This window comes from Roseiconus nitratireducens (genome assembly GCF_008629675.1).
GTDB lineage: Bacteria > Planctomycetota > Planctomycetia > Pirellulales > Pirellulaceae > Stieleria > Stieleria nitratireducens.
Window position 1 is genome coordinate 1 of record NZ_VWOX01000015.1, and the last position, 19429, is coordinate 19429.

Below are 19429 nucleotides of genomic sequence, written 5' to 3' on the forward strand. Positions count from 1 at the left end.
AGTTTTTCCATTGTGCATCCATCCGGGTAGCCTTGCTTCAACAAGCCGCCGACCACTTTGTCGAATAGAGTGATTGCGCATCCATTCCAGAGTTCCGACGAGTGAGCGTCTATCGCTGGGTTCGATATCCACATTGTCCTCTGTTAACTTGATTAATTGATCAACATGATTACGAGCCGATTCGGACCGGGGAAGCGTTTCAATTAATACTTCGAGCGTTGCAAAGAGTAACGCGAATCGAGCTTCTTGGACGGTGCCCACAGAGTGCGCACATGTGTAGAGTTCAAAGGCAGTGCGTTCGGTAGCGCTCATCGGTTTCTCACAATCAAACGCAGCCGCAAAAGTCGTTTTAAATCGCTCTTCGGTCACCGTCCTGTATGCGCCTATATCTCCTATTCGCACGATCTTCGGTCGACTGGACGTTGGAAAGATCATCCAACCCGGGATGTCGTTTGCAATCGATTCTCCGGTGGCATTGGAGCAATCGCTAAGAAACACTTGTGAGAACCCAGATTTTGGACCACGATCACCCAAATCGGCACCCATGTGATGATACGCCAAGCTACGTCTTAACGCGTCGATGATTCGCCCAGATGCCTTTTCGGCTTCAGTGGCAGTCTCCCAGCCATGGCTCTCAAGTAAGAGCCACCCCGAATTTTTAATTGGCGTCGAGCCCGTATTATTGTCGGATTCTGCAGATTTCAGAACGATTGCCGGGCCGCTCTCTTGAGACAGATCCAACTCCGTGCGTTCGCTTCCTACTCCATCTCGCGTTGGGATTCGGAATCTGATTCGTACTGTGTATCCCGAAATCGATTGATCATTCACTGAAGATCCTCTGGCTACCATTTTCGGTGTAGCGGCCGTCTTGGACACGCTGTGACAATTCCAACAACCAATGAGTGCGATCTCTAACAGGTTCCTAAGATAATAGACCCGGTGTCAGGCCAAGAGGATCGCGAGAATCATTTCTGAAACGTCCGATAAACGTTTGGCTCCGCACGGCGATTGGGGCACAATCCGTCTGTATTCACGCCGCCGTGGAGCCTCACTAATCGCTTCTGCACAATGCGGCATGCCAGGAGCATGATCTTCAACGAGTTGCAATCGCTTGGGTGCTTTTTCCCCCGATTGATTGTCTCTGCAAGGGCAACCTTTCCGCCAGTCGTGACAAGGGCCGGCCTGAAGCTACAGGCTTTGCCCCGCTTCGGTGGGTCGCTAAAGCGAAAACTTTTGCAGGCCTGACGGATCGCCCGTGCGTTGAATTTGCACCACTCCTGATCTTCAGCGCAAGATCGTTTCGAAGCGCCAACAGATTTGCTGACGCTCTAAATATTTGCTTTGGCTGATCTCTTCAATCAAGCAGACGAAAACATGCCCATGTGGATTCATTCACAATCCGGCTCGCGGGCGCTTGATCTGCCATCGCGACTCGTGGCAATTTTGATCTGTGAAGGAGAAAAGTGACACGGAATTACTAGCTCTCGTGCTTCGATCGCAGTTTGCGCGAGTCGCCGGCAAAGACATCAAAGAGATCGTGCAGGCAGCGAAAAGGGAACTACGGCTGACTGACATCGCCTATGACCGCCTGATGGCAGGCATCGAGCTCGGCAAACGCGTCGCGGAGGTCAAAGCCAACTACGCCGAGCGTCTCACCTCGACGGCTGCGTCGGTCGCGTTCTGCAAATCGCACTTTGCGCGATTGATCGCTGAAGGCCTTCCGGAGGAATTTCATATCGTCACACTCGACACCAAACATCGGATGATTAACTCGCATCGGATCACCGTCGGAACGCTCGACGCATCATTAGTACACCCTCGCGAGGTCTTCCGCCCGGCGATCAAGGACGCGTCAAGCTGCATTCTGCTGGCCCACAATCATCCCTCGGGTGACCCAACTCCCAGCCGGGAAGATCATCAGGTCACCAAGAAGTTGACCGAAGCAGGCAACATCGTGGGCATCAACGTCCTGGATCACATCATCCTGGCGCGGGAGGACTGCGTCAGCATTCGGGAAATCACGTGACCGGCGTCTCATGGTTCCCCGGTCGAGCCGGTCGTGGTGCTGCTGGGGACAATGCTTCATCGAAGGCGCGCAAGAAGTGTTGTCTGATGTTGTTTGGCGAAACGTTTCTCGCCCTTTCTTTGACATCTGATTGACTCTTCCTGCAGCTTGCCGCCTTACCGCCCAGGTTGGCAAGGGCCGGCCTGCAGCGCGTCGCGTTCGCTAGCCTTCGGCCGGTCGCTTTGCGAAAACCCTTGCAACCCCGCCGGTGATCCAGTCGGCCTGTTCGCTTGCATGGTCAATCAGCAAAGAAAGGACAGAACCATGCCACAGCAAACACTTGTTCCACTTCCCATCGCCCCTGCGACAACCAGTCCAGTCCCGCATCTGACGAGCATCCACGCCAACCCCAAGCGTGGTCCGTACGGATCGAACCGCTATCGCGGAAACTGCGGCGGCTACCTAATCCGCGATCTCATTCAGTACTACAAGCCGAAGCATGTCCTCGACCCGATGCGGGGCAGTGGGACCTGCCAGGACGTCTGCCGCGAATTGCACATCACCTGCACCAGCATGGACATCAAAGAGGGCGATGACGCTGCTGATCCGCATTGCTACACCGGATTCGGCAAAGTTGACTTCGTCTGGATGCACCCGCCGTACTGGTCGATGATCCGCTACAACGAAGACCCCGACTGTCTATCCAACGCACCCACGCTGGAAGACTTCTTGGGACGCATGGACGCGGTTTTTCATAACTGCCGGTCTGTGCTTACTCCGAACGGCAAAATCGCCGTACTGATCGGCGGCTTCAGTATTCGCGGGCGATACCAGCCGCTAGCGCAGCTAGTCATGACCCGGGCAATCGAGCAGGGGCTGTGGCCAGCAACCACCGAAATCATTCGATTCCAGCACGGCAACACCTCATCCCGGCGGTCGTACAACCGCAGCTTTATTCCGGGTGTGCACGATACGTGCATGATCTTCGAAGAAGGTTAGAGCCGAATATGTTCCTGTTTGACATCTAGGGTGGGGCGTCGACGAATTTTGTTGACGCCCCGACGTCTACCGTGCTTTCATCCACGTTATGCGGAGAAAAAATGGTCATTGGCATGTACAGCTTCGAAGTGAAGCGATATCCGCCGCCGGAAATTGAGGCGGCATGGCGAAAGAACAATTCGTCATTGCCGCGAGCAGGGGTATTGTCGAACTGTTCGACAAAGCCAGCAATCAAACCGGTCTCAGCCGCGGTCAGGTCTTTGAGGACTTTCTGACTTTGACGCGGTGTTCATTGTCCGGTCAAACCGCTGAAGAGGAATACTTGACCGTGATCGCCAAGGGCTACAATAAGGGCAAGATGCCGAACCGCGGTGCCGATACGCTCAAGACTGCCTTCCATGCACTGGTCGATGGGATGACCGGCACCGGCCAGGACATCCTGGGCGATATTTTCACCGGTGCGATCACCTACGGCGAGCGTGGCCAGTTCTTCACGCCGGGCAGCGTTTGCGATGTCATGGCTTCGATGAGCGTTCCCAGGGAACGAACCCCTGATCGCAAGACTGTGTGTGATCCGGCGTGCGGATCGGGACGCATGCTGCTGGGCGTGGCGAAGCATCAACCCCATTGGGAGTTCACGGGGCAGGATGTCGATCACCGGGCGGCTCAGATGACGGCCATCAATCTTGGGCTTCACGGGCTTCGGGGCTGGGCCGTTTGGCAAAATACGCTCACACTGGAGTGTCATCGCGTCTATCGAATCGGCATGAATTGGTCGACCGGCGGTGTGATCACCGAAGTGCCCGTCGACCTATCTCCATTTGACTATCACTCGGCGGGAGAATCCGTCCGTGGTGCTGCCAAGCATTCGCCTTCCGCTGCGAAGCAATCAGAGACCGAATCCGATACGGCTCACGACGCTGCAATCGTTTCGGATGACACTTTGCCGCCATCGCAACTTGATTTGTTTTGACGGCTATGGCATGGATGCACGTGAGGCAGGGCGCCGACCCATTTCGTCATTGGATGACCGAATGGACACGCTGCCACGACTGTCCTGCCCGCTTGCCAAGCAGAAAATCGGTTCCCCCTAAAGGTCTCCCCCAATTTTCAGCTTTGGCGTGCAGTCCAGTGGCGGCGTGATCGCGGACCATGGTCAACCAACAACGAAAGGAACAGAGCCATGACACAAACACAATCCAACAAATCTGCCGATACAATTCGCTACCTGGGCGTGAAAGGCGTTATCTGGAGAAACGACGGAAAGGACGGCAAGCCGGATCGCTACTCGGTTCAGTATGGTCGCACCTACCGCGACGAAGATGGCAACTACCACGACACGTCTTCACTTTCGGAGATTGACAATCTGAAGTTGGAGATCGTCCGGGTGAAAGTGGCCACCCGCATCGCCGAACTCAAAGCTGCCGATCGCCAGGCCGCCCGCGATGACGAGGATGACGAAGCGGAGGGGTGGGGCCAGTAGGCCCCACCCCAACGGCCCGAAGCAGATTTGTTTTGAAGCTTCGGGCTGTTCCATGCTAAGATCCAGAGACGAAGGAGAACGCCATGCACATTGAACTCTCAAACGAAGCAACAAAACGGATCGAAGCCGCCATCGGCACGGCCGATCCGGAGACGATCAATCGCATTTTCGAACGCGTCTCCAGGGACCGGGGGCTTCTAATTGCGCTCACCGGCGATGGTATTCCCGCGGAAGACATCGCGGCCGTCCGGCGGGGTATCGAGGAGGCGGATGCCGGAAAGGTGCAGCCGTTCGAAGAAGTCGACCTAGAAATCCGAAGCCACTTCGGATTTGGCCCGAAGTCTTGATGGACAGGTTTGACGTTGTCATCACCCCATCCGCCAGGACCGACCTGTTTGCCATCGTCGATTGGTGGACGACGCATCGCTCGCCCAAGCAAGCCGAGAAATGGTTCGACGAGATTTCCCAAGCGATCGATAGTCTGGCGGTGTTCCCGTACCGTTGCCCACTCGTCGAGGGAGCCGACTTCGGCCGCGAGGTGCGGACGCTGCTGTTCGGCGTCGGTGGCCGAAAGGTGACCCATTGCATCTACTTCGGCGTCGCCCCCAAGAACGTTCAGATCCTTCGTATCCGGCACACGTCACAAATACCCATTACGGACGCCGAGGGCCTCAGCTGATATCCGAGCGTGCCGGTCCATCGCAACTGATCGATTGAATCCGGCAGCGGCGCATCGTCGTCGCTACGATGGATCGTAATGAAGCTGCGGTGCACCGATCGCGGGGCATTGGGAAACAAGCGTCGCCGTTTTTCCCAAATCTGGGAAACTCTGATGCGGTCATGATTGGAGCCATTTGGCATCGAGCCGACGAGAATCAGTTTTCCCAAATTTGGGAAAACGCAAATCGCGAGATGCCGGCGGCTTTAAGATGGGGCGGCAACCGCTTTCCCAAGTTTGGGAAAAAGGCAACGCCCCTTAGTCCTTCGGCAGCAATTCAACGCGGATCCGTGTCACGGTCGGCATCTGTTCCGGCCGATCGACCGTGCGAGGGTCCGTTTCCTCGATCCACAGGATCAGGGCATTACCGAGATGAGCGGCCAATTCTTGGAGGTGACGACCTTCGATCGTTACCACGGTTCTCGGGCTGGAAAAAGTCTCCAGCTGGATCGATCCCGCATCGCGACAGCGGATGCGGCGAATATCGCCATAGGGAAAACTCTCCTGGGTTCCGTCATGCAGTCGCAGCTGAAACATCATCGGGGGCAGCTGCCCCTCACCGACAATTCGCCAGGGAAGCTGCGTGCGGTCAATCTCAATCGAGTCGCCATCGATGCTCCGAAACAGCGGGCCGCCATGGTTTTCACGAAATGCTCGGGATGCATCTGCCATTTGAGAATTCTCCTTTCTTGCGTCAGGCCAATCCTATGGACCGACCAAAATCATCGCCCATCGATCGCCCCGTATCAGCCTGTCGATGACGTCCGACCGGCTCGGACGCATCTCTTGTAGCCGCCTCGCGATTCCACCAATGCAATACGCGATCACGAAACGATCGCACCAGATGCTGACCGTGCCGCAGATAGCCTTGATCCTCGTGAGATTTGTTTTGTTCAGACCGTTCGGCTCCGGATCGCACCAACTCCGTCGCTGACAACTGCTCCCCGGACTTCTGGATCGCCCGCCGCATACGAGCCTTGTCATCGACAAACAGCGTCACGTCTTCGCTGCCTCGCGAGACCGTGACGTAGAATTGCTTTGCATTGACCGCCGGCAACGATTCGGAGCTCATCGCCGCCAATGCGACTTGACGATCCTTTCCTTGGCTCGCATGGCTCGTCACGACGTAGCCGAGATCCAGATGGCCATAGTCCTTGTCGATCACCGTGCCACGCTCCAACACGATGTTGCCTAATCGGTCAAATCCCTTCACCGCATCGAGCCGGCCGTTGCTAATGCGTTTCTTGCCGTCGATCGCCTTTCCACCGAGGCTAAACCGGACTTTGTCCCCGGCCGACAACTGCAATGCCTGTTCCGTGTAGACTTCGAAACGATCCGCAGCATCTAGTGGAAGCGACTTTTTCTGACCTCCGACGATCGAGATGACTTCGACTTCGTTTCCTACTGCCCCCGCGACGCGGTAGCGTTCGCTTTTTTTGAAACCACCTTTTGCGTTTTGGTGAAACTGGATGACCGCCCCTTCCTGGTCGGAGTAATTCGCCGCTTCACGCTTTTGTGCTTCGGACAGGTTGAGCGACTTGAGCTGCACGATCGGATGCTCTTCAGCGGACAGCGATCCCATTTCCCTGAGCGATGATCGGATTCGATCCGTCACGGATTTTGCTTCCGCGTGGGTCGGTGCCACCACAAGCGTGGAATTCCCGTTCTTTGCGTGAGAGAGATAGGTATCGGCCAGGATGGCTTCACGATCGCCGTCGCCGATCTCCCTAACTTTGCCCATCGCATCGAGCCGATCGAAACCTTCCAGCAAACCCGTCTTCCCCGATTCCTGGACTTCATGGCCCTTGCTGATCATTTCGACGGCATCCCTGTACAATCCTCGCTGTCGCTGAATAGCGTCGACGCGGGCAATGTTCAATCCCGCTTCCTGCTCAAGCAATCGCATCGCTTCCCCGCGACGCGGCGAAGCATGCTGGCGTGTGTCACCAGAAAGGACCACGCGTGCATTCTGCGACTTGGCGATGCCAAAGACCGCATTCATCGAGCGGACGTCGAGCAGCCCTGCCTCATCGATCCAGATCACCTGACCGTCAAGTTGTGGGTGCAAGCGATCGTTTCGTATCAAGTGCTCCACGGTTTCCGTCTGGCCAAATCCCTTCTCCCTCAGCACTTCGACCGCGCCGGTGCTCGGAGCAAACGTAAACAGCTCCTTGCCGGACTTTTTGATCGCCTCGGCAGCTTCCTGCATGAGTGACGATTTTCCGGTACCCGCCCCGCCGGTGACTGCCATGACCGTGTCTCGGCATTCTAGAACGAAGTTCACGGCGGCCTTCTGCTCGGCGTTGAGCCAATCACGGGAACACTCATAGTGATCCTCACCGATCGATTTTCGAGTACCACGACCTTCGCGTGCGAAGTCGATCATCCGTTTTTCGGCTGCCAGGACTTCGCGTGTCGTGATCAGATGCCTCTGCGTTCCATCAGCATTTATCGATCGCTCAATCACCTCGGTCGCGCTAAGGGCTTTCTCGATGCGTTCCGGTGTCATCGTCAGCCCATGCTCCAGGGCGGTCGCAACGACCTGGTGACGCTCCACCGTCGATTCACGATACAGGTGATGATCCAGGGCATATTTGACGGAGGCGGCGGCATCCTCGCGACCCGCATCTTCGGACCGCTCTCGACTTTCCAGCTTCTTAAACGCTTCACTCTCCTCGGGCGACAGGCGTGACCTCCATTCCTCACGCAGCGTTTCAACTGAAGTGCCTTTGTCCTTCTTCTCACGGGTCTTCTGACCGAGCTTCGCCTTTTCGGAAGCCGCCGAGACTCCGTTCTTGAGTGCGTACTCTTCGACCTGTTCGGTGCGTCGGCTGAATTTCTCGATCGTTTTGCGATCGACGCCATCGATCTCCCAACCGGCTTTGATCCTGCCGGACTGCAAGTAGCGGGTATGCTTCACGTCATAACCGAGTTCATTTTTCAGCTTGTTGGCCAGCCTAGCCTCGAACTTCGCCTGCAGACTCGGACGCTGTCGCACGATTTCTTCAAATTCGCCAGCGTAGTGCTTTCCGTTGTGTTCGGTCCAATTGATGACAAACGCATGAACGTGCAAATGGGGATCCGGCTTGCCATCGACCGGCCGCGACGTCTTGTGGAGAAAGTCGGCGTAGACCAGTTTTCCCGTTGCCGTTTTCTGTTTCGAGTTCGCGTTTTCTCCGTTTCTGACCCGTCGCTGCATGAGCGGTTCGACATCTCGGCTCATTGTTTCGTGGACGGCATCGCAAAGTGCCTGCGAAATCCTATCGTCATGGTTGATGGCCCAGGCGAGCGAGACGCTTTTCGGCACCGAAAAGGTCAAGTCCATCCCGGGCCGGCGGTCCTTCCGGTCCCGCTGCGTCAGTCTTTCGCCGGTAAGTGGATGATTGCCTTGAAGAAGATCATTGAACTGCTGTTTCGTAACATCGCTTCCATGCCCCAGGCCAAGCAGTTCGGCACCCTGACCTCGCCATTGACCGCTGACTTCCTGACCGAGGTAGTAGTCGCCCTGGGTCAGAACCTGTTCAAAGTATTGCTGCGTCCCTGAGACGCTTTTTCCCTGTGTCGCGATGAGCATACTGAACCATATAAACGACCCAGAGAAGAAGCAAACGGAGGGTCAGATTTTAGATAGGCTTGTCTCCTATGCACTGCATAGGCAAGTTCAGTGAGCCAGATTCGCGCCGGTCAATCAACGAGCCAAACGCGACATTCGAAATCCATCCACAACCGATGGTTCAACCGCAGCATCACGTAGACGGATTGGTAATCGCTATCGCCTGCTCAATTGGCGTATAAAGATCGACATCTGTTCGTTCGGTTTCAATCGAGACTACCATCGAGTACTTTGCGATTCGATTTGTTTGGCCGAGATGCTTTCTTTCGCGCCACCAGCCAGTGACAGGGTAGACAGCAATCACTCCGGAGGCTGCGAGATCAGCAGCGATTCCAGACCAGACATCACAATGAATTGATCCCTTGCAGCGAAGTTGCCGGCCCCACCGCCAGTCTCGATCGTCCGATTCGGAAGGATACTCTTCATCGTTGTCACTTGCTGCTGTGATCCGCCTGAGGAACTCAGCGTCGTTGTCGGTTGGTCTTTTGACGTCAAATCGAAGTCCATGCGACTGATATCGATGTTTGCGTTTCCATCCAACGCGTCCGGGGCTTGGTTCAACGAAATACGATAGGGTAATCCTCATCGCCACCTGAGTATCTCCAAGCGAAAGCAGAACATCTTTCGGCCAAGGAAGATGATGGAGATGCATATCCTTGGTCGCATCCGTCTTATCCTCCCTAATCTGGAATGGTTGCAGTTGAGACTCAATCACCATGGTGGCCGCATTGAGAGTGCTAGCCGATGCTTTGGCAAAATTCGGTGCCCCCCACCCGAAACAACGAAGTATTGCTTCACGGTTTCCTTCACATGTCATTCGGAGCATTTCGGGACTATGACGTGCCGAATGGACGGTGAGTGCCCGAATTGTCTCGGGTCTCAAATTTGGATACCTGGACCACAGACGTGCCATGAAACGGGCTGCCATTGCGGTAGCCCCGCTTGTATCACCTGTTGTGGTGAACAACGCACCGTCTGGGCTGATCCTGGTGGTAAGAAGTGACAAATCGTCCACGAAGTCGACATCGCCCGATTCTGGGTGCCTAGCCATATTGCCAGCTTCGAAGACAACATCCGGCTTCACCGGCCATGATTTGTCATCCCAACTGACGGAGGTTCGACTTGCAGGCGATAAGCCGCCTGGCCTAGCAAGCGGTTGCCAGCCTGCAATGTCATCGGTGATGATCGAGTGAAGATCGGTCATGCCGCCAATAGTCAGTGCGTTCCAGCTCTGTCCAGGATCTTCTATTCCGGACACTAGATTTCGATCGGGATATTGCGAACGACCCGCAAGCGGAAGATTGCCAGCTGAAGCTACAATCAAGCGTCTTGAGTCATCACCGTGGAAGCTACCATCGTCATCGTAGAAAACGCCAGCCGCTAGTTGGTCAATTGACGCGGACCACGATGATGGAAATCCTTCGTCTCGCGCCGACGCGGCGAGAGTTAAGCAATAGACCCTTTGAATTTGATCTGGATTTGCAATCTCAATTCGCGAGACGGCTTGGGCTGTCAATGCTCCCCAAAGTTCTTCTTCCGTTGAGTAGGAGTGTCGGAACATTTTGACCGATTCCAAATTGTGCTCCAGAGTGAGAATTCCAGAATGTTTGAGAATGCTCGTTAGACAACCGTACAAAGCAATGCCTGCCATCTCGGTGCCATGGCCGTGACGGTCTGCAGAATTCCATGATGGGTCGACTGAAATCGTGTTCGATTCAGCGAGTGCGTCGCGTAGCAATGGATGGGATCGATTCACACCAGTGTCGAGGTGGCATACCGTTGGTGCTGACGGGGTCGCGAACTCGATTTGTGATAGAGCGTCATCGACGATGTCGGCTTGATCGCTTGGGGGCAAAGCAAGCACCTCCCCAGCAAGCAGTTTTCCTAAGCGCAGCTCAGCCAAAACATCGAAGAGATTCTTGATGCTAGAAAGCTGACGAAAGGAAGCACGCACAAGTACGACACATCGCTCCGGAAATCGGATTTCAGCATCGGCTACGACGACTCCAGATTGACTTGCGCGTTGGCGAAAATCCGATACGACATCTTCTGGCCCAGTCTGCGAAAGCCAAATCTCCCACCAAAGCTCGCTTTCCAAATCCGTTGGGAGAACACCGGCGTCATTCCAGAAAGTTTCAAGCGTTGCAATCCGGATACGACTAATGCTTTCGATGAGGGCTTGGTTCTTAGGGCTTCCCGATTTGGTATTCTGCGTCGCGTATTTTTCTAGTCGGCCAATGAAGTGTGTAAGTTTGCCATCGGGAACAAACACAGCCGCTCTCATTCTTTTGTCATTGTCGACTTTCACCGCCCGAATTTCTATTCCACTTGGCCGGTAGTCCAGGCTTTCCAGTTTCAGCGGGAAATCTGGTTCACTCAGGAATTCAATTACGCGTCCTTTCGGCTTCTGGTCGTCGGGGAGCGCGAGCACCGCCTCCTCGGCTTTTACTACCTCTCCGATATCATCAGCCAGTTGTGTCGCATGTGGTCTGCGATCACGAGGTGGGGTAGGGAAAGTTCCAAACCGAGGCTTGTACGGGAATTTATAGTCTTCCCTTTGAGCCGTCCCCCGAGGGAACAGGTGCGGTAGGTCTGCCATTTTGATGCTGTCGATTGATCACGGTGAATGTCAGTCTTCGTGTGATCTGGCAGCTTGGCGTTCGCTCAAAAAATCAGCGAGCTGTGCCGACGAAACCTTTTCGCAGTCCTCAATCACACATTGCTTCGCGGCGTCGTCACATGCCCGAGCAATCTCGGCATGACTCAGCCCCTTTGCCGCTGATTGTACCTTTTTCCACCCTACACGAGAGGGGAGAAACGCATGAAGGCGATTGCGAATGAGCATCTCAGCTTCCTGTGCTGAGGGAAGCGTGTAGCGGACGACATCGTCAAAGCGTCGAAACAGAGCATTGTCCAGCATTCCAACAAAATTGGTGGCAGCCAAGATCAGGCTATCTGAGTTGTCTTGCTCCAAAAACTGCAAAAACGAATTGAGAACCCGCCGAACTTCCCCGACATCATTCCCAACGCCACGGTCGGCCCCGATGGCATCAAACTCATCGAAAAAATAGACGCCACGCGTAACGTTCATCGACTCAAAAAGCGTGTGTAGTTTGGCAGACGTTTCCCCCATGAACTTTGAAATCAGGCCGTGCAACTGCACGGAGAAAAGCGGCAAATGCAGCTCACCCGCCAATGCCGAAGCGGTCATGGTTTTCCCACAGCCTGGTGGACCAACCAGCAGCAGTTTTCGACGGGCGGATAATCCGTGGCTTCGAAGTTTATCCTGGTGTCGATACTCGTGGATCACTCGGGTCAGTGGCGATTGTGCCTCTTGCGACAACACCATTTCAGAGAAACGAGTTTTGGGATAGCTGGTCGCAACAAGTCCCGCCAACTCGCCGGTCGTGCGAGCGATCGGGACTGTGCCCCGATGAGCATCCTGATTTCGCCGACGTTTGGTTTCATCAACGAGGTCTCGTAGTTCCTGAGCGAGCTTCCCGTTTCCTTTTTTTGCCGAGTGCGCAGCAATTTGCAGGGCCACCGTGATGAAATGCTCATCATCACCGGCAGTGAAACTTCGTACCAACGATTTGATTTGCTGTGCAGTAGCCACGACAACACGGAAACACGACGAAAAGAACCAACCCCCTACAGTTTATCCTGACTGACCAACCGGCTGGTGAGGCAGTCACCCAGTTGAAACGGACTGCCATCATCGGGGATCGACATTCTGACGCTGAAGGGCCATCTCTGTCCCAAAGATCCGGATTCTACGGACACAAAAGGTCAATTCGCCGCAGAAAAGCTGATCGTGGCTTCCTGGCAGGGAAAACGATCGACGTCAGTACACGGGATTGCGGAACGCGAGATAAAGAAACACGAACTAAATCTTGAGCAAAGAGCCTTTCGAGCGTCGTGGAGTCGAACCGGCCAAAAGGATCGAAGGCTCGATCGGCAGCAGCTTACCTAATCAAGAGGACCAGAGTATGGACCGAAGGTTCGATCACAATTTGGCGATCGAAGACACATCGCGCATCGCCCGAACGCCTGTTGTCGCCCGTGTTCTCCAGAATTCACAAAGATTCGGCCTCCTCCCTCTCAGTACGATCAAACATCCCGACGGTCTCACTTCGATCACAAGTGCAACATCAAGAAGGTCGGTGACACCTTTGCCATGGACTGTGCTTGGAAATGATATTTTGGCCTCGATCTTCAACAGTATTTGACTCTTCCTCGCGCATGGCGGCGATCACTCAGTGTGGAACTCAGCGGCCGTTCCTCTGCCGTCGGGTGACAAAAACAACTCCGCTGAGTATGAACAGGACGCCAACAGTACTGGGTTCAGGAATGGCGGTTACGGTTCATCGCAGCGTGCTGCTGGTTCCGCTGCTGAAAATCGATGAAGTGAAGAATCGACCGCTGTCCAAGGTGGGAAACAGGAAATTGGTCCCATTGTCTTGGATGGAATCGGCAATGATGATGTCGAAAACCGACCCGGCTGACGGGTCGTATCCGTCGAGTAAGACGACATCTAAAGTTCCATCGAGCACGACGTCTCCGTTGACCAGTATCCGGTCATACTCCAGTCCCGGTTCGAGACCGGCGAGTTCGAACTCCAGCATGGACGAGGGCGCGAAGAAAAGGTCGGTATCCCATTCGACCAACGCCGGGCTGTTCCCGGGACTGAATCCACCCTCGAAAAAGATGTCACCGCCACCGGTCGCGCCGCCACTTCCGCTGAAGTCTCCGGCGAAGACGGCGACACTAGACGTGCTATCCGTCGCGCTGACTCGCAGTGTCCCGTTTTGGATGATGTCGTCGTAGAACGTTGCTTGAGCGCCGCCCGTGACGATCATTCGTCCCGTGTTATCGATGTCACCAAGGAAGTCGGAAGTTCCGAAGCTGGTCAGCAGATCGCCTTCATTGGTCAATCCCCCGTCGAATCGCATCACTGCGTTGCGTGAAATGATCTGCCCGTTGCTGGAGACCTGAGAACCGAACGTCAGTTCGGAATGGGACGAAGTTGTGCCAATGGATTCGATTCGTCCCAGGTTGGTTACGATTCCGCCAGTGAACGAGAGGTTCTCTCCTGATGATGACGCAATCTCCCCGGATGACGAAACCTTTAAACCCGGCCCAGCAGTTATGGTCGCAATGGTGCCGTCTCCGGCGAGACGTCGATTGACCCGAATGTTGCGTGCATTCACGTTACCTCCATTACTCACGCGAATCTCGCCGTCTCCATTGATTCCCAAGACGTTGTCTTCTCCAACGGTGACTCCGCCGTCGACGCTCAACCGACTGACCTTTCCATCGACGGAAACGAACCCGGACGATGTGGATTCGTAACCGATCACCATGTCACTGGATTGGAATAATGCACCGTTCCCGGTCGATGAAGACGGAGCATCCAAATAGGGACGTCTTTCTCCGACGAGGTCTGAATGACCGACCCGACTACCGGCAGACTTGAATCCGCCTCGGAACATGAAACCTCAGCAAGGCGAAATCGCTCTCACGACGTCAACGCCATAAAGAGAAAGAAGAGGAGCGCAGCGATGGCGAACATGATCATTAGTCCTCCACAGCCAATAGAATTGTTGGGACCACTTACATCGCCAAAGAAATCAGAGTCGTCTAGCAAGGTACTGACACATTGTTGGGTGGAGCGAATGGCCGATGGCAGTTGGGACCGTTTTTATCGTAACCGAAACAGCTGACGCGATCGCTGCTGACGAGGAGATGCTCTTTGGCGAGCTGTCTTTTCTCGCTGCTTCGATCCCTCAGCCACTTCCTATCAGACCGATCCGAATGATCTTCCCACGCCGAAGTTGGATAAGCTGAGATCTCGTGGAAGACGGGCAAATTGCCTTCGGTCCCGAACACCGACGACGCTCCGGTGGCCGACTCCGGGTTGCTCTTCGTTAGATCATCCGGTCGATGAAACCGGAGCAGGCTGGGGATGATCGCTACGGCGCGTCGGTGTCCGGATCCTCGCGACACCGATGCTAGTTCAGCCGTGAGCTTCGAGCGTTCGGTCGATGCAACCTCGGCGCTGAAATCCGCACTTGCGTTAACGCATCAAGGACCGGCACCACGCCATAGGCTTGTCAAAGGTCTGTCCAGTTGCTGAGCCCACTTTGCCCGGAACGATCCAAGTTCAGCGACCTGACCCACGGGTCGCACGGATTGCATCAGCGACGCTTATGCCGGGTTCGCTGCAGGCCATGATTAGGCGACATTGGAACAGGAGTCATGGAGTGTCGTGGGAAGTTCTGAGAGCAACACTCACCGTCAAGAGAATGTGTTCACATCGAGAACGACTTTGCCTCGCACGCCGCCCTGCTCAACTCGCGCGTGTGCTTTGGCCACTTGGCCAATCGGGATTATCGAATCAACGAGTGGTCTAATCTGTCCTCTTTCGATTAACGCTCGGAGAGCATCTAACTTTGCCCGGTTCTGTTGCGTGAATACAAAGTGAATTGTTGTGTTCTTCCCCCAGTGTTCGAGCAGAGATTGCGGCTTCGGGATGTCCACTATCGTTGCCAACCGACCAGACTCGCTCATTGCTAGAGGGCTTCGCTCAATTGTGTCGCCCCCAATGGTGTCGAAAATAAAATCAACTCCTTTGCGGCTCGTTTCTCGTCGAACCACTTCAACGTAATCTTCCGACTGGTAATCAATAACGTAGTCCGCTCCCAAGCTCCTGACGAAATCGGCGTTCTGCCCGCTGCAAGTGGCAAACACGTTGGCTCCGATCGCTTTCGCAAGCTGGATGGCGATTGAGCCGACACCGCCGGCTCCAGCATGGATAAGTATGGATTCGCCAACTTGCAGTCTGCCGCGTGTCACTAACGCCTCCCAAGCCGTGCCTCCGGTCAGGCTGAGACTTGCCGCTTCCGAATGCGAGATATTTCGAGGTTTGCGCGCAATGATCGATTCGTCTGCGACATGATATTCGGCATAGCTCCCATCACCGCCAAAAATCTGTGGCGTGTAATAGACCTCATCTCCGACCTTGAAATCTGTGACGGCTCCGCCAACATCCTCGACAACCCCTGATACGTCAGAGCCGAGGATCGCTGGCAATCGAACAGATGCCGCGTAATCACCTCGGCGAGTTTGATAGTCGAGAGGATTAACGGAGGTTGCGAAGACTCTGATTAAGACCTGTTTCGGTTCAGGAACCGGTTTGGGAACGTCTCTTTGCTCGAAGACTTCCGTGCCTCCAAAGGTCTTTATTACCATTGCTCTCATGAATTGCCTTCTTGTGTAGGTTTGTCGTGCAATGAAGACACACGGCTTCTGTTGGCCAACCTCGTGTCGCTCGTTTGGTCATGCAGGAACTCGATCGCTCATTTCCACCTCGATCTGCAAGTCGGAATTGAATAGAGCTTGGACACCCAAATACTTAGATTACCGATTACTCTGACCGTTAGATTCCACAGCCACAACCGGCTTCCCAGACGCGGCCATCAGCAGCCATTACGTGCGAGTGACCTTGAGTAGCTGGCGGCTTCGGCTCCGTGTTGTCGTAGCCACCGACGGTGGCAACGGGAGACCACCTGGGGCTGACTGGCGGCAGTTCAGGGGCGAGATTTGAATACTCGTCTTTTCCGTGCACCACGCGTCCGCCAACGATGGTTAGGACGCTTTCGATTCCGCGAATAGCGTCGGCTTCAACGGCAAAGTAGTCATCACTCAGTACGGCCAAATCCGCGAAACAGCCGACATTGAGCGTTCCTTTTCTGTCGTCTTCATGGCTGAACCAGGCGCTGCCGTACGTATAAAGCCGAAGTGCTTCTTCGCGCGAGAGCCTGTCTGCTTCATCGTGCAACACAGTTCCCCCGACCGTCTTTGACGTAACCATCCACCACAAACAAGTCCATGGGTGATAACTGGCCACGCGAGTACCATCGGTACCGGCTCCTACCGGCAAGCCCATCTTCAACATCTTCCGCAGTGGAGGGCGACGCTTGGCGGCGTCTACTCCGTATCGACGAATGTAGTATTCGCCCTGATAGGCCATGCGGTGTTGCGTGGCAATGCCACCCCCCATCGCCCGAATACGTTCCAGGTTCCTCTCCGAAACGGTTTCAGCGTGGTCAATGAACCAGCCGAGCTGGTCGATCGGGTTTTCGCGATGGACTCGTTCGAAGATATCGAGGAAACGACCAATCGACTCATCATAGGTCGCATGGATGCGCCATGGCCAACGGGCCTCAGCGAGCTTGCTAATGACTGCCTCAAGTTCTTGCTCCATCACGGGCCGCAAATCCGGACGGGGCTGCAGGAAGTTCTCGAAGTCGGCAGCACTCCAGACCAAGTTTTCGCCGGCGCCATTGACGCGGAGCAAATCATTTCCGTCTCCGGGGTGGGTCATGCCCAGCCAGCGCGTGTAATCGGCCAACTCTTCACCAGGCTTCTGCGCGAACAAGCTGTATGCCATTCGGACTGTAAGATGCCCGTCTTCATCGAGCTTCTTCACGACCGAGTAGTCTTCGGGATAATTTTGCCCGCCGCCCCCGGCATCCGAAACGCTTGTCACGCCAAAGCGATTCAACTCTCGCATGTAGTGCCGCGTGGAGTTGAGCTGATCTTCGGTCGAGAGTTTTGGGGCATTTGCGATTGTCGAGTAGAGAATCAGAGCGCTCGGTTCGGCGATCAACATACCCGTGGGATTGCCTTTGGAATCGCGGGCAATCAGTCCACCGGGAGGGTTTGGCGTATTGCGATCAAAACCGAGCACATGAAGCGCCGTTCGATTCAGCAGCGCAGAGTCGTATAAGTGCAATAGGAATACAGGAGTATTTGGGGCGGCCTTGTTAATCTCATCAAGCGATGGCATCCGACCCTCTTTAAACTGAAACTCGTTCCAGCCTCCTATGACACGCACCCACTGCGGCGGCGGCGTCCTGTCGGCCTGCTGCTTCAGCTGTTCCAGTGCAAGTGAGAGACTCGGCACGCCGTCCCAACGAAGTTCCAGGTTAAAAAAGAGCCCTGCTCGAATCACGTGTAGGTGAGAATCGTTCAGACCGGGAATGACTCGACGATGTTTGAGATCGATCGTCCGTGTCGACTTGCCGGCGAGAGCGAGAATCTGTTCGTTTGTGCCAATCGCCGACACATTTCCGTTTTCAATCGCAATCGCTTCCACCTCGGGGTTTTCGGCGACCTGAGTTGTGATTTTCCCGTGATGTAAAATGAGTTCTGTAGCCATGGTTCTATCCTCTTTGGGCTTTTCTATTTCTTGTTCGACGCTTGAAGCCATCCGGCGAAGAGCGTGGTAAGCAGGGGCATTACAGCCCAGGCGAGTGTGACGACGACAAAAACGTTGACGAAGGCCACGACAAACAGCTGGGGAGCGCCATCAAGGTACTGCGGCAGCGTTGACGACCAGAGCAATACCGATGGATAGACGCCTAGCCAGGTGACGACCGCCATCTTCCAGCGGGGAGGTTCGTGTTTCGAGTCGCGGAAGAAGGCTTCTAATCCATGCAGTCGGCGAACGACGGAATCCCCGGTCACGAGATGCGAGGACTGCCGCTGCCACTGATGAAAGACCTCCGAATCATAGAATCGGCGACTTGCTTCCTCGCTTTCGAACGACCGCAGGATGCCGTATTCGCACCCATTGGTCCCCGCAACCGGCGCGATCAGATGCACGCCTGTGGTTCCTGGTTCGCGCAGCGGCTCACGAGCAAACTCGCGTAAAGCCTGTTCGAATTTCGCTTCACGCCCCGGTTGAACTTTTCGGGTGACAGCAACGTGGACCACGCTCATTCTTTTCTCCGAGAACTGACTGAACGCAGCAGTTACGTTAGAACCCTGCGGGCCGGAGGAGCTTTGTGGACCATCGTGTAGGCGTACTCGATTCCGACGCCGTACCCACCGCCATGCTCGCGGAAGATGTCCATCAGCGCGCTGTAATGTGTTTTGTCGACCCAGTCGCGCTGGAACTCAAGTACGGTCGCGACCGTAGTCATCCGCACTGCTCCCGCCTGGACCATTCGCGATAATGCAGCCTCATGTGAGGCCGTGGACGTACCGGCACAAGCATCGTCCACGACATAGATGTTGTACCCTTCTGCCAGCATATTGAGGGTTGGCCAAGTGATGCAGACCTCCGTCCAGAGCCCGGAAAGGATGATATTCTTCTTTCCGGTGGCCTTGACCGCATCGCGAAACGCTTGCGTGTCCCAAGAGTTCATGCCGGTTCGCTCAATCGGCGCATGGTCCGGAAAGACGTCCAATAGTTGCGGCCAAGTTGGACCGCTAAACGACTCCGTTTCGACGGTGGTAATGATCGTCGGAACACCAAACTCCTTTGCTCCCTTAGCCAGCATCAGAACGTTGTTGACTAACAACTGACGGTCGATACCGCTGGCGACACCAAATGACATTTGAGGCTGCAAATCGATGAATGCGAGCGCGCAGTTGTCTTTCGTAAGCAGGCCACCGTCGGTGTGAGAAAGGATATTTGCCATAATTTTGTACTCTGTGTTCGGTGTTGAAGTTGATTCGATGAGCTGAGTGACGGCCAATTTGACCCACGAGTGGTCCAATTGCCCGTTGATCACGGAGTTTTGTGCTGTCGCGAAACCCCGC

At 55.0% G+C, this 19429-nt stretch carries 16 protein-coding genes and 1 pseudogene; 6 read left to right on the forward strand and 11 right to left on the reverse strand.

Going from position 1 to position 19429, the window contains the following annotated elements; translation table 11 throughout:
• Positions 1–741: hypothetical protein (locus FYK55_RS22015; protein ID WP_150078785.1), on the reverse strand; the 741-nt coding region annotated here is incomplete at its 3' end.
• A 745-nt stretch (positions 742–1486) separates the two neighbouring features.
• Between FYK55_RS22015 and FYK55_RS22020 the strand changes: the two genes are divergently transcribed.
• The 6 genes from FYK55_RS22020 to FYK55_RS22045 all read left to right on the forward strand — a co-directional run bounded on the left by FYK55_RS22020 (position 1487) and on the right by FYK55_RS22045 (position 5166).
• Positions 1487–2026 (forward strand): JAB domain-containing protein, encoded by a 540-nt coding sequence (locus FYK55_RS22020; RefSeq protein ID WP_235908888.1) that lies wholly within the window; start codon positions 1487–1489, stop codon positions 2024–2026.
• Positions 2027–2299: 273 nt separating this feature from the next.
• Complete coding sequence (locus FYK55_RS22025; protein WP_161604678.1) at positions 2300–3004, forward strand: site-specific DNA-methyltransferase; 705 nt, start codon at positions 2300–2302, stop codon at positions 3002–3004.
• Positions 3005–3167: 163 nt separating this feature from the next.
• On the forward strand, positions 3168–3977 hold the full coding sequence (locus FYK55_RS22030; RefSeq protein WP_150078787.1) for an N-6 DNA methylase: 810 nt from the start codon (positions 3168–3170) through the stop codon (positions 3975–3977).
• Positions 3978–4187: 210 nt separating this feature from the next.
• Positions 4188–4487, forward strand: a complete 300-nt coding sequence (locus FYK55_RS22035) for a hypothetical protein (RefSeq protein WP_150078788.1) — start codon at positions 4188–4190, stop codon at positions 4485–4487.
• 83 nt (positions 4488–4570) lie between these two features.
• Positions 4571–4834 (forward strand): hypothetical protein, encoded by a 264-nt coding sequence (locus FYK55_RS22040; protein WP_150078789.1) that lies wholly within the window; start codon positions 4571–4573, stop codon positions 4832–4834.
• On the forward strand, positions 4834–5166 hold the full coding sequence (locus FYK55_RS22045) for a type II toxin-antitoxin system RelE/ParE family toxin (protein ID WP_150078790.1): 333 nt from the start codon (positions 4834–4836) through the stop codon (positions 5164–5166). The genes FYK55_RS22040 and FYK55_RS22045 overlap by 1 nt, the downstream gene beginning before the upstream one ends.
• Before the next feature lie 297 nt (positions 5167–5463).
• Here FYK55_RS22045 and FYK55_RS22050 read toward each other — a convergent pair whose 3' ends face one another.
• The 10 genes and pseudogenes from FYK55_RS22050 to FYK55_RS22095 all read right to left on the reverse strand — a co-directional run bounded on the left by FYK55_RS22050 (position 5464) and on the right by FYK55_RS22095 (position 19401).
• Positions 5464–5877: a hypothetical protein gene (locus FYK55_RS22050; RefSeq protein WP_235908889.1), complete on the reverse strand. Its 414-nt coding sequence runs from the start codon at positions 5875–5877 to the stop codon at positions 5464–5466.
• A 22-nt stretch (positions 5878–5899) separates the two neighbouring features.
• Positions 5900–8779 carry a MobF family relaxase gene (mobF, locus tag FYK55_RS22055; RefSeq protein WP_150078791.1) on the reverse strand — a complete coding sequence of 960 codons (2880 nt, stop codon included), beginning with the start codon at positions 8777–8779 and terminating at the stop codon, positions 5900–5902.
• 172 nt (positions 8780–8951) lie between these two features.
• Complete coding sequence (locus FYK55_RS22060; protein WP_150078792.1) at positions 8952–11417, reverse strand: S8 family peptidase; 2466 nt, start codon at positions 11415–11417, stop codon at positions 8952–8954.
• 30 nt (positions 11418–11447) lie between these two features.
• Positions 11448–12434 carry an AAA family ATPase gene (locus FYK55_RS22065; protein WP_150078793.1) on the reverse strand — a complete coding sequence of 329 codons (987 nt, stop codon included), beginning with the start codon at positions 12432–12434 and terminating at the stop codon, positions 11448–11450.
• A gap of 652 nt (positions 12435–13086) precedes the next feature.
• Positions 13087–13170, reverse strand: a complete 84-nt coding sequence (locus FYK55_RS30150) for a PEP-CTERM sorting domain-containing protein (protein ID WP_150078886.1) — start codon at positions 13168–13170, stop codon at positions 13087–13089.
• Between the two features lie 12 nt (positions 13171–13182).
• Positions 13183–14181, reverse strand: a complete 999-nt coding sequence (locus FYK55_RS22075) for a hypothetical protein (protein ID WP_150078794.1) — start codon at positions 14179–14181, stop codon at positions 13183–13185.
• Positions 14182–15115: 934 nt separating this feature from the next.
• A complete protein-coding gene (locus FYK55_RS22080) occupies positions 15116–16078 on the reverse strand; it encodes a zinc-dependent alcohol dehydrogenase family protein (protein WP_150078795.1) in 963 nt (320 codons plus the stop codon).
• 178 nt (positions 16079–16256) lie between these two features.
• The gene (locus tag FYK55_RS22085; protein ID WP_150078796.1) at positions 16257–18041 is read right to left on the reverse strand and encodes an amidohydrolase; all 1785 of its coding nucleotides are present in this window, start codon (positions 18039–18041) and stop codon (positions 16257–16259) included.
• 335 nt (positions 18042–18376) lie between these two features.
• A pseudogene (locus tag FYK55_RS30155) lies at positions 18377–18604 on the reverse strand (antibiotic biosynthesis monooxygenase); the annotation flags it as partial.
• Positions 18605–18636: 32 nt separating this feature from the next.
• Positions 18637–19401: a hydrolase gene (locus tag FYK55_RS22095; protein ID WP_235908890.1), complete on the reverse strand. Its 765-nt coding sequence runs from the start codon at positions 19399–19401 to the stop codon at positions 18637–18639.
• Positions 19402–19429 lie beyond the last annotated feature (28 nt).

Bases quoted from the DNA above. Each gene is read 5' to 3' on its own strand.
- FYK55_RS22025 (WP_161604678.1), top strand. From the start codon at position 2,300: ATGGTCAATCAGCAAAGAAAGGACAGAACCATGCCACAGCAAACACTT.
- FYK55_RS22030 (WP_150078787.1), top strand. From the start codon at position 3,168: ATGGCGAAAGAACAATTCGTCATTGCCGCGAGCAGGGGTATTGTCGAA.
- FYK55_RS22035 (WP_150078788.1), top strand. From the start codon at position 4,188: ATGACACAAACACAATCCAACAAATCTGCCGATACAATTCGCTACCTG.
- FYK55_RS22040 (WP_150078789.1), top strand. From the start codon at position 4,571: ATGCACATTGAACTCTCAAACGAAGCAACAAAACGGATCGAAGCCGCC.
- FYK55_RS22045 (WP_150078790.1), top strand. From the start codon at position 4,834: ATGGACAGGTTTGACGTTGTCATCACCCCATCCGCCAGGACCGACCTG.
- FYK55_RS22050 (WP_235908889.1), bottom strand. From the start codon at position 5,877: ATGGCAGATGCATCCCGAGCATTTCGTGAAAACCATGGCGGCCCGCTG.
- mobF (WP_150078791.1), bottom strand. From the start codon at position 8,779: ATGCTCATCGCGACACAGGGAAAAAGCGTCTCAGGGACGCAGCAATAC.
- FYK55_RS22060 (WP_150078792.1), bottom strand. From the start codon at position 11,417: ATGGCAGACCTACCGCACCTGTTCCCTCGGGGGACGGCTCAAAGGGAA.
- FYK55_RS22075 (WP_150078794.1), bottom strand. From the start codon at position 14,181: ATGGTGATCGGTTACGAATCCACATCGTCCGGGTTCGTTTCCGTCGAT.
- FYK55_RS22080 (WP_150078795.1), bottom strand. From the start codon at position 16,078: ATGAGAGCAATGGTAATAAAGACCTTTGGAGGCACGGAAGTCTTCGAG.
- FYK55_RS22085 (WP_150078796.1), bottom strand. From the start codon at position 18,041: ATGGCTACAGAACTCATTTTACATCACGGGAAAATCACAACTCAGGTC.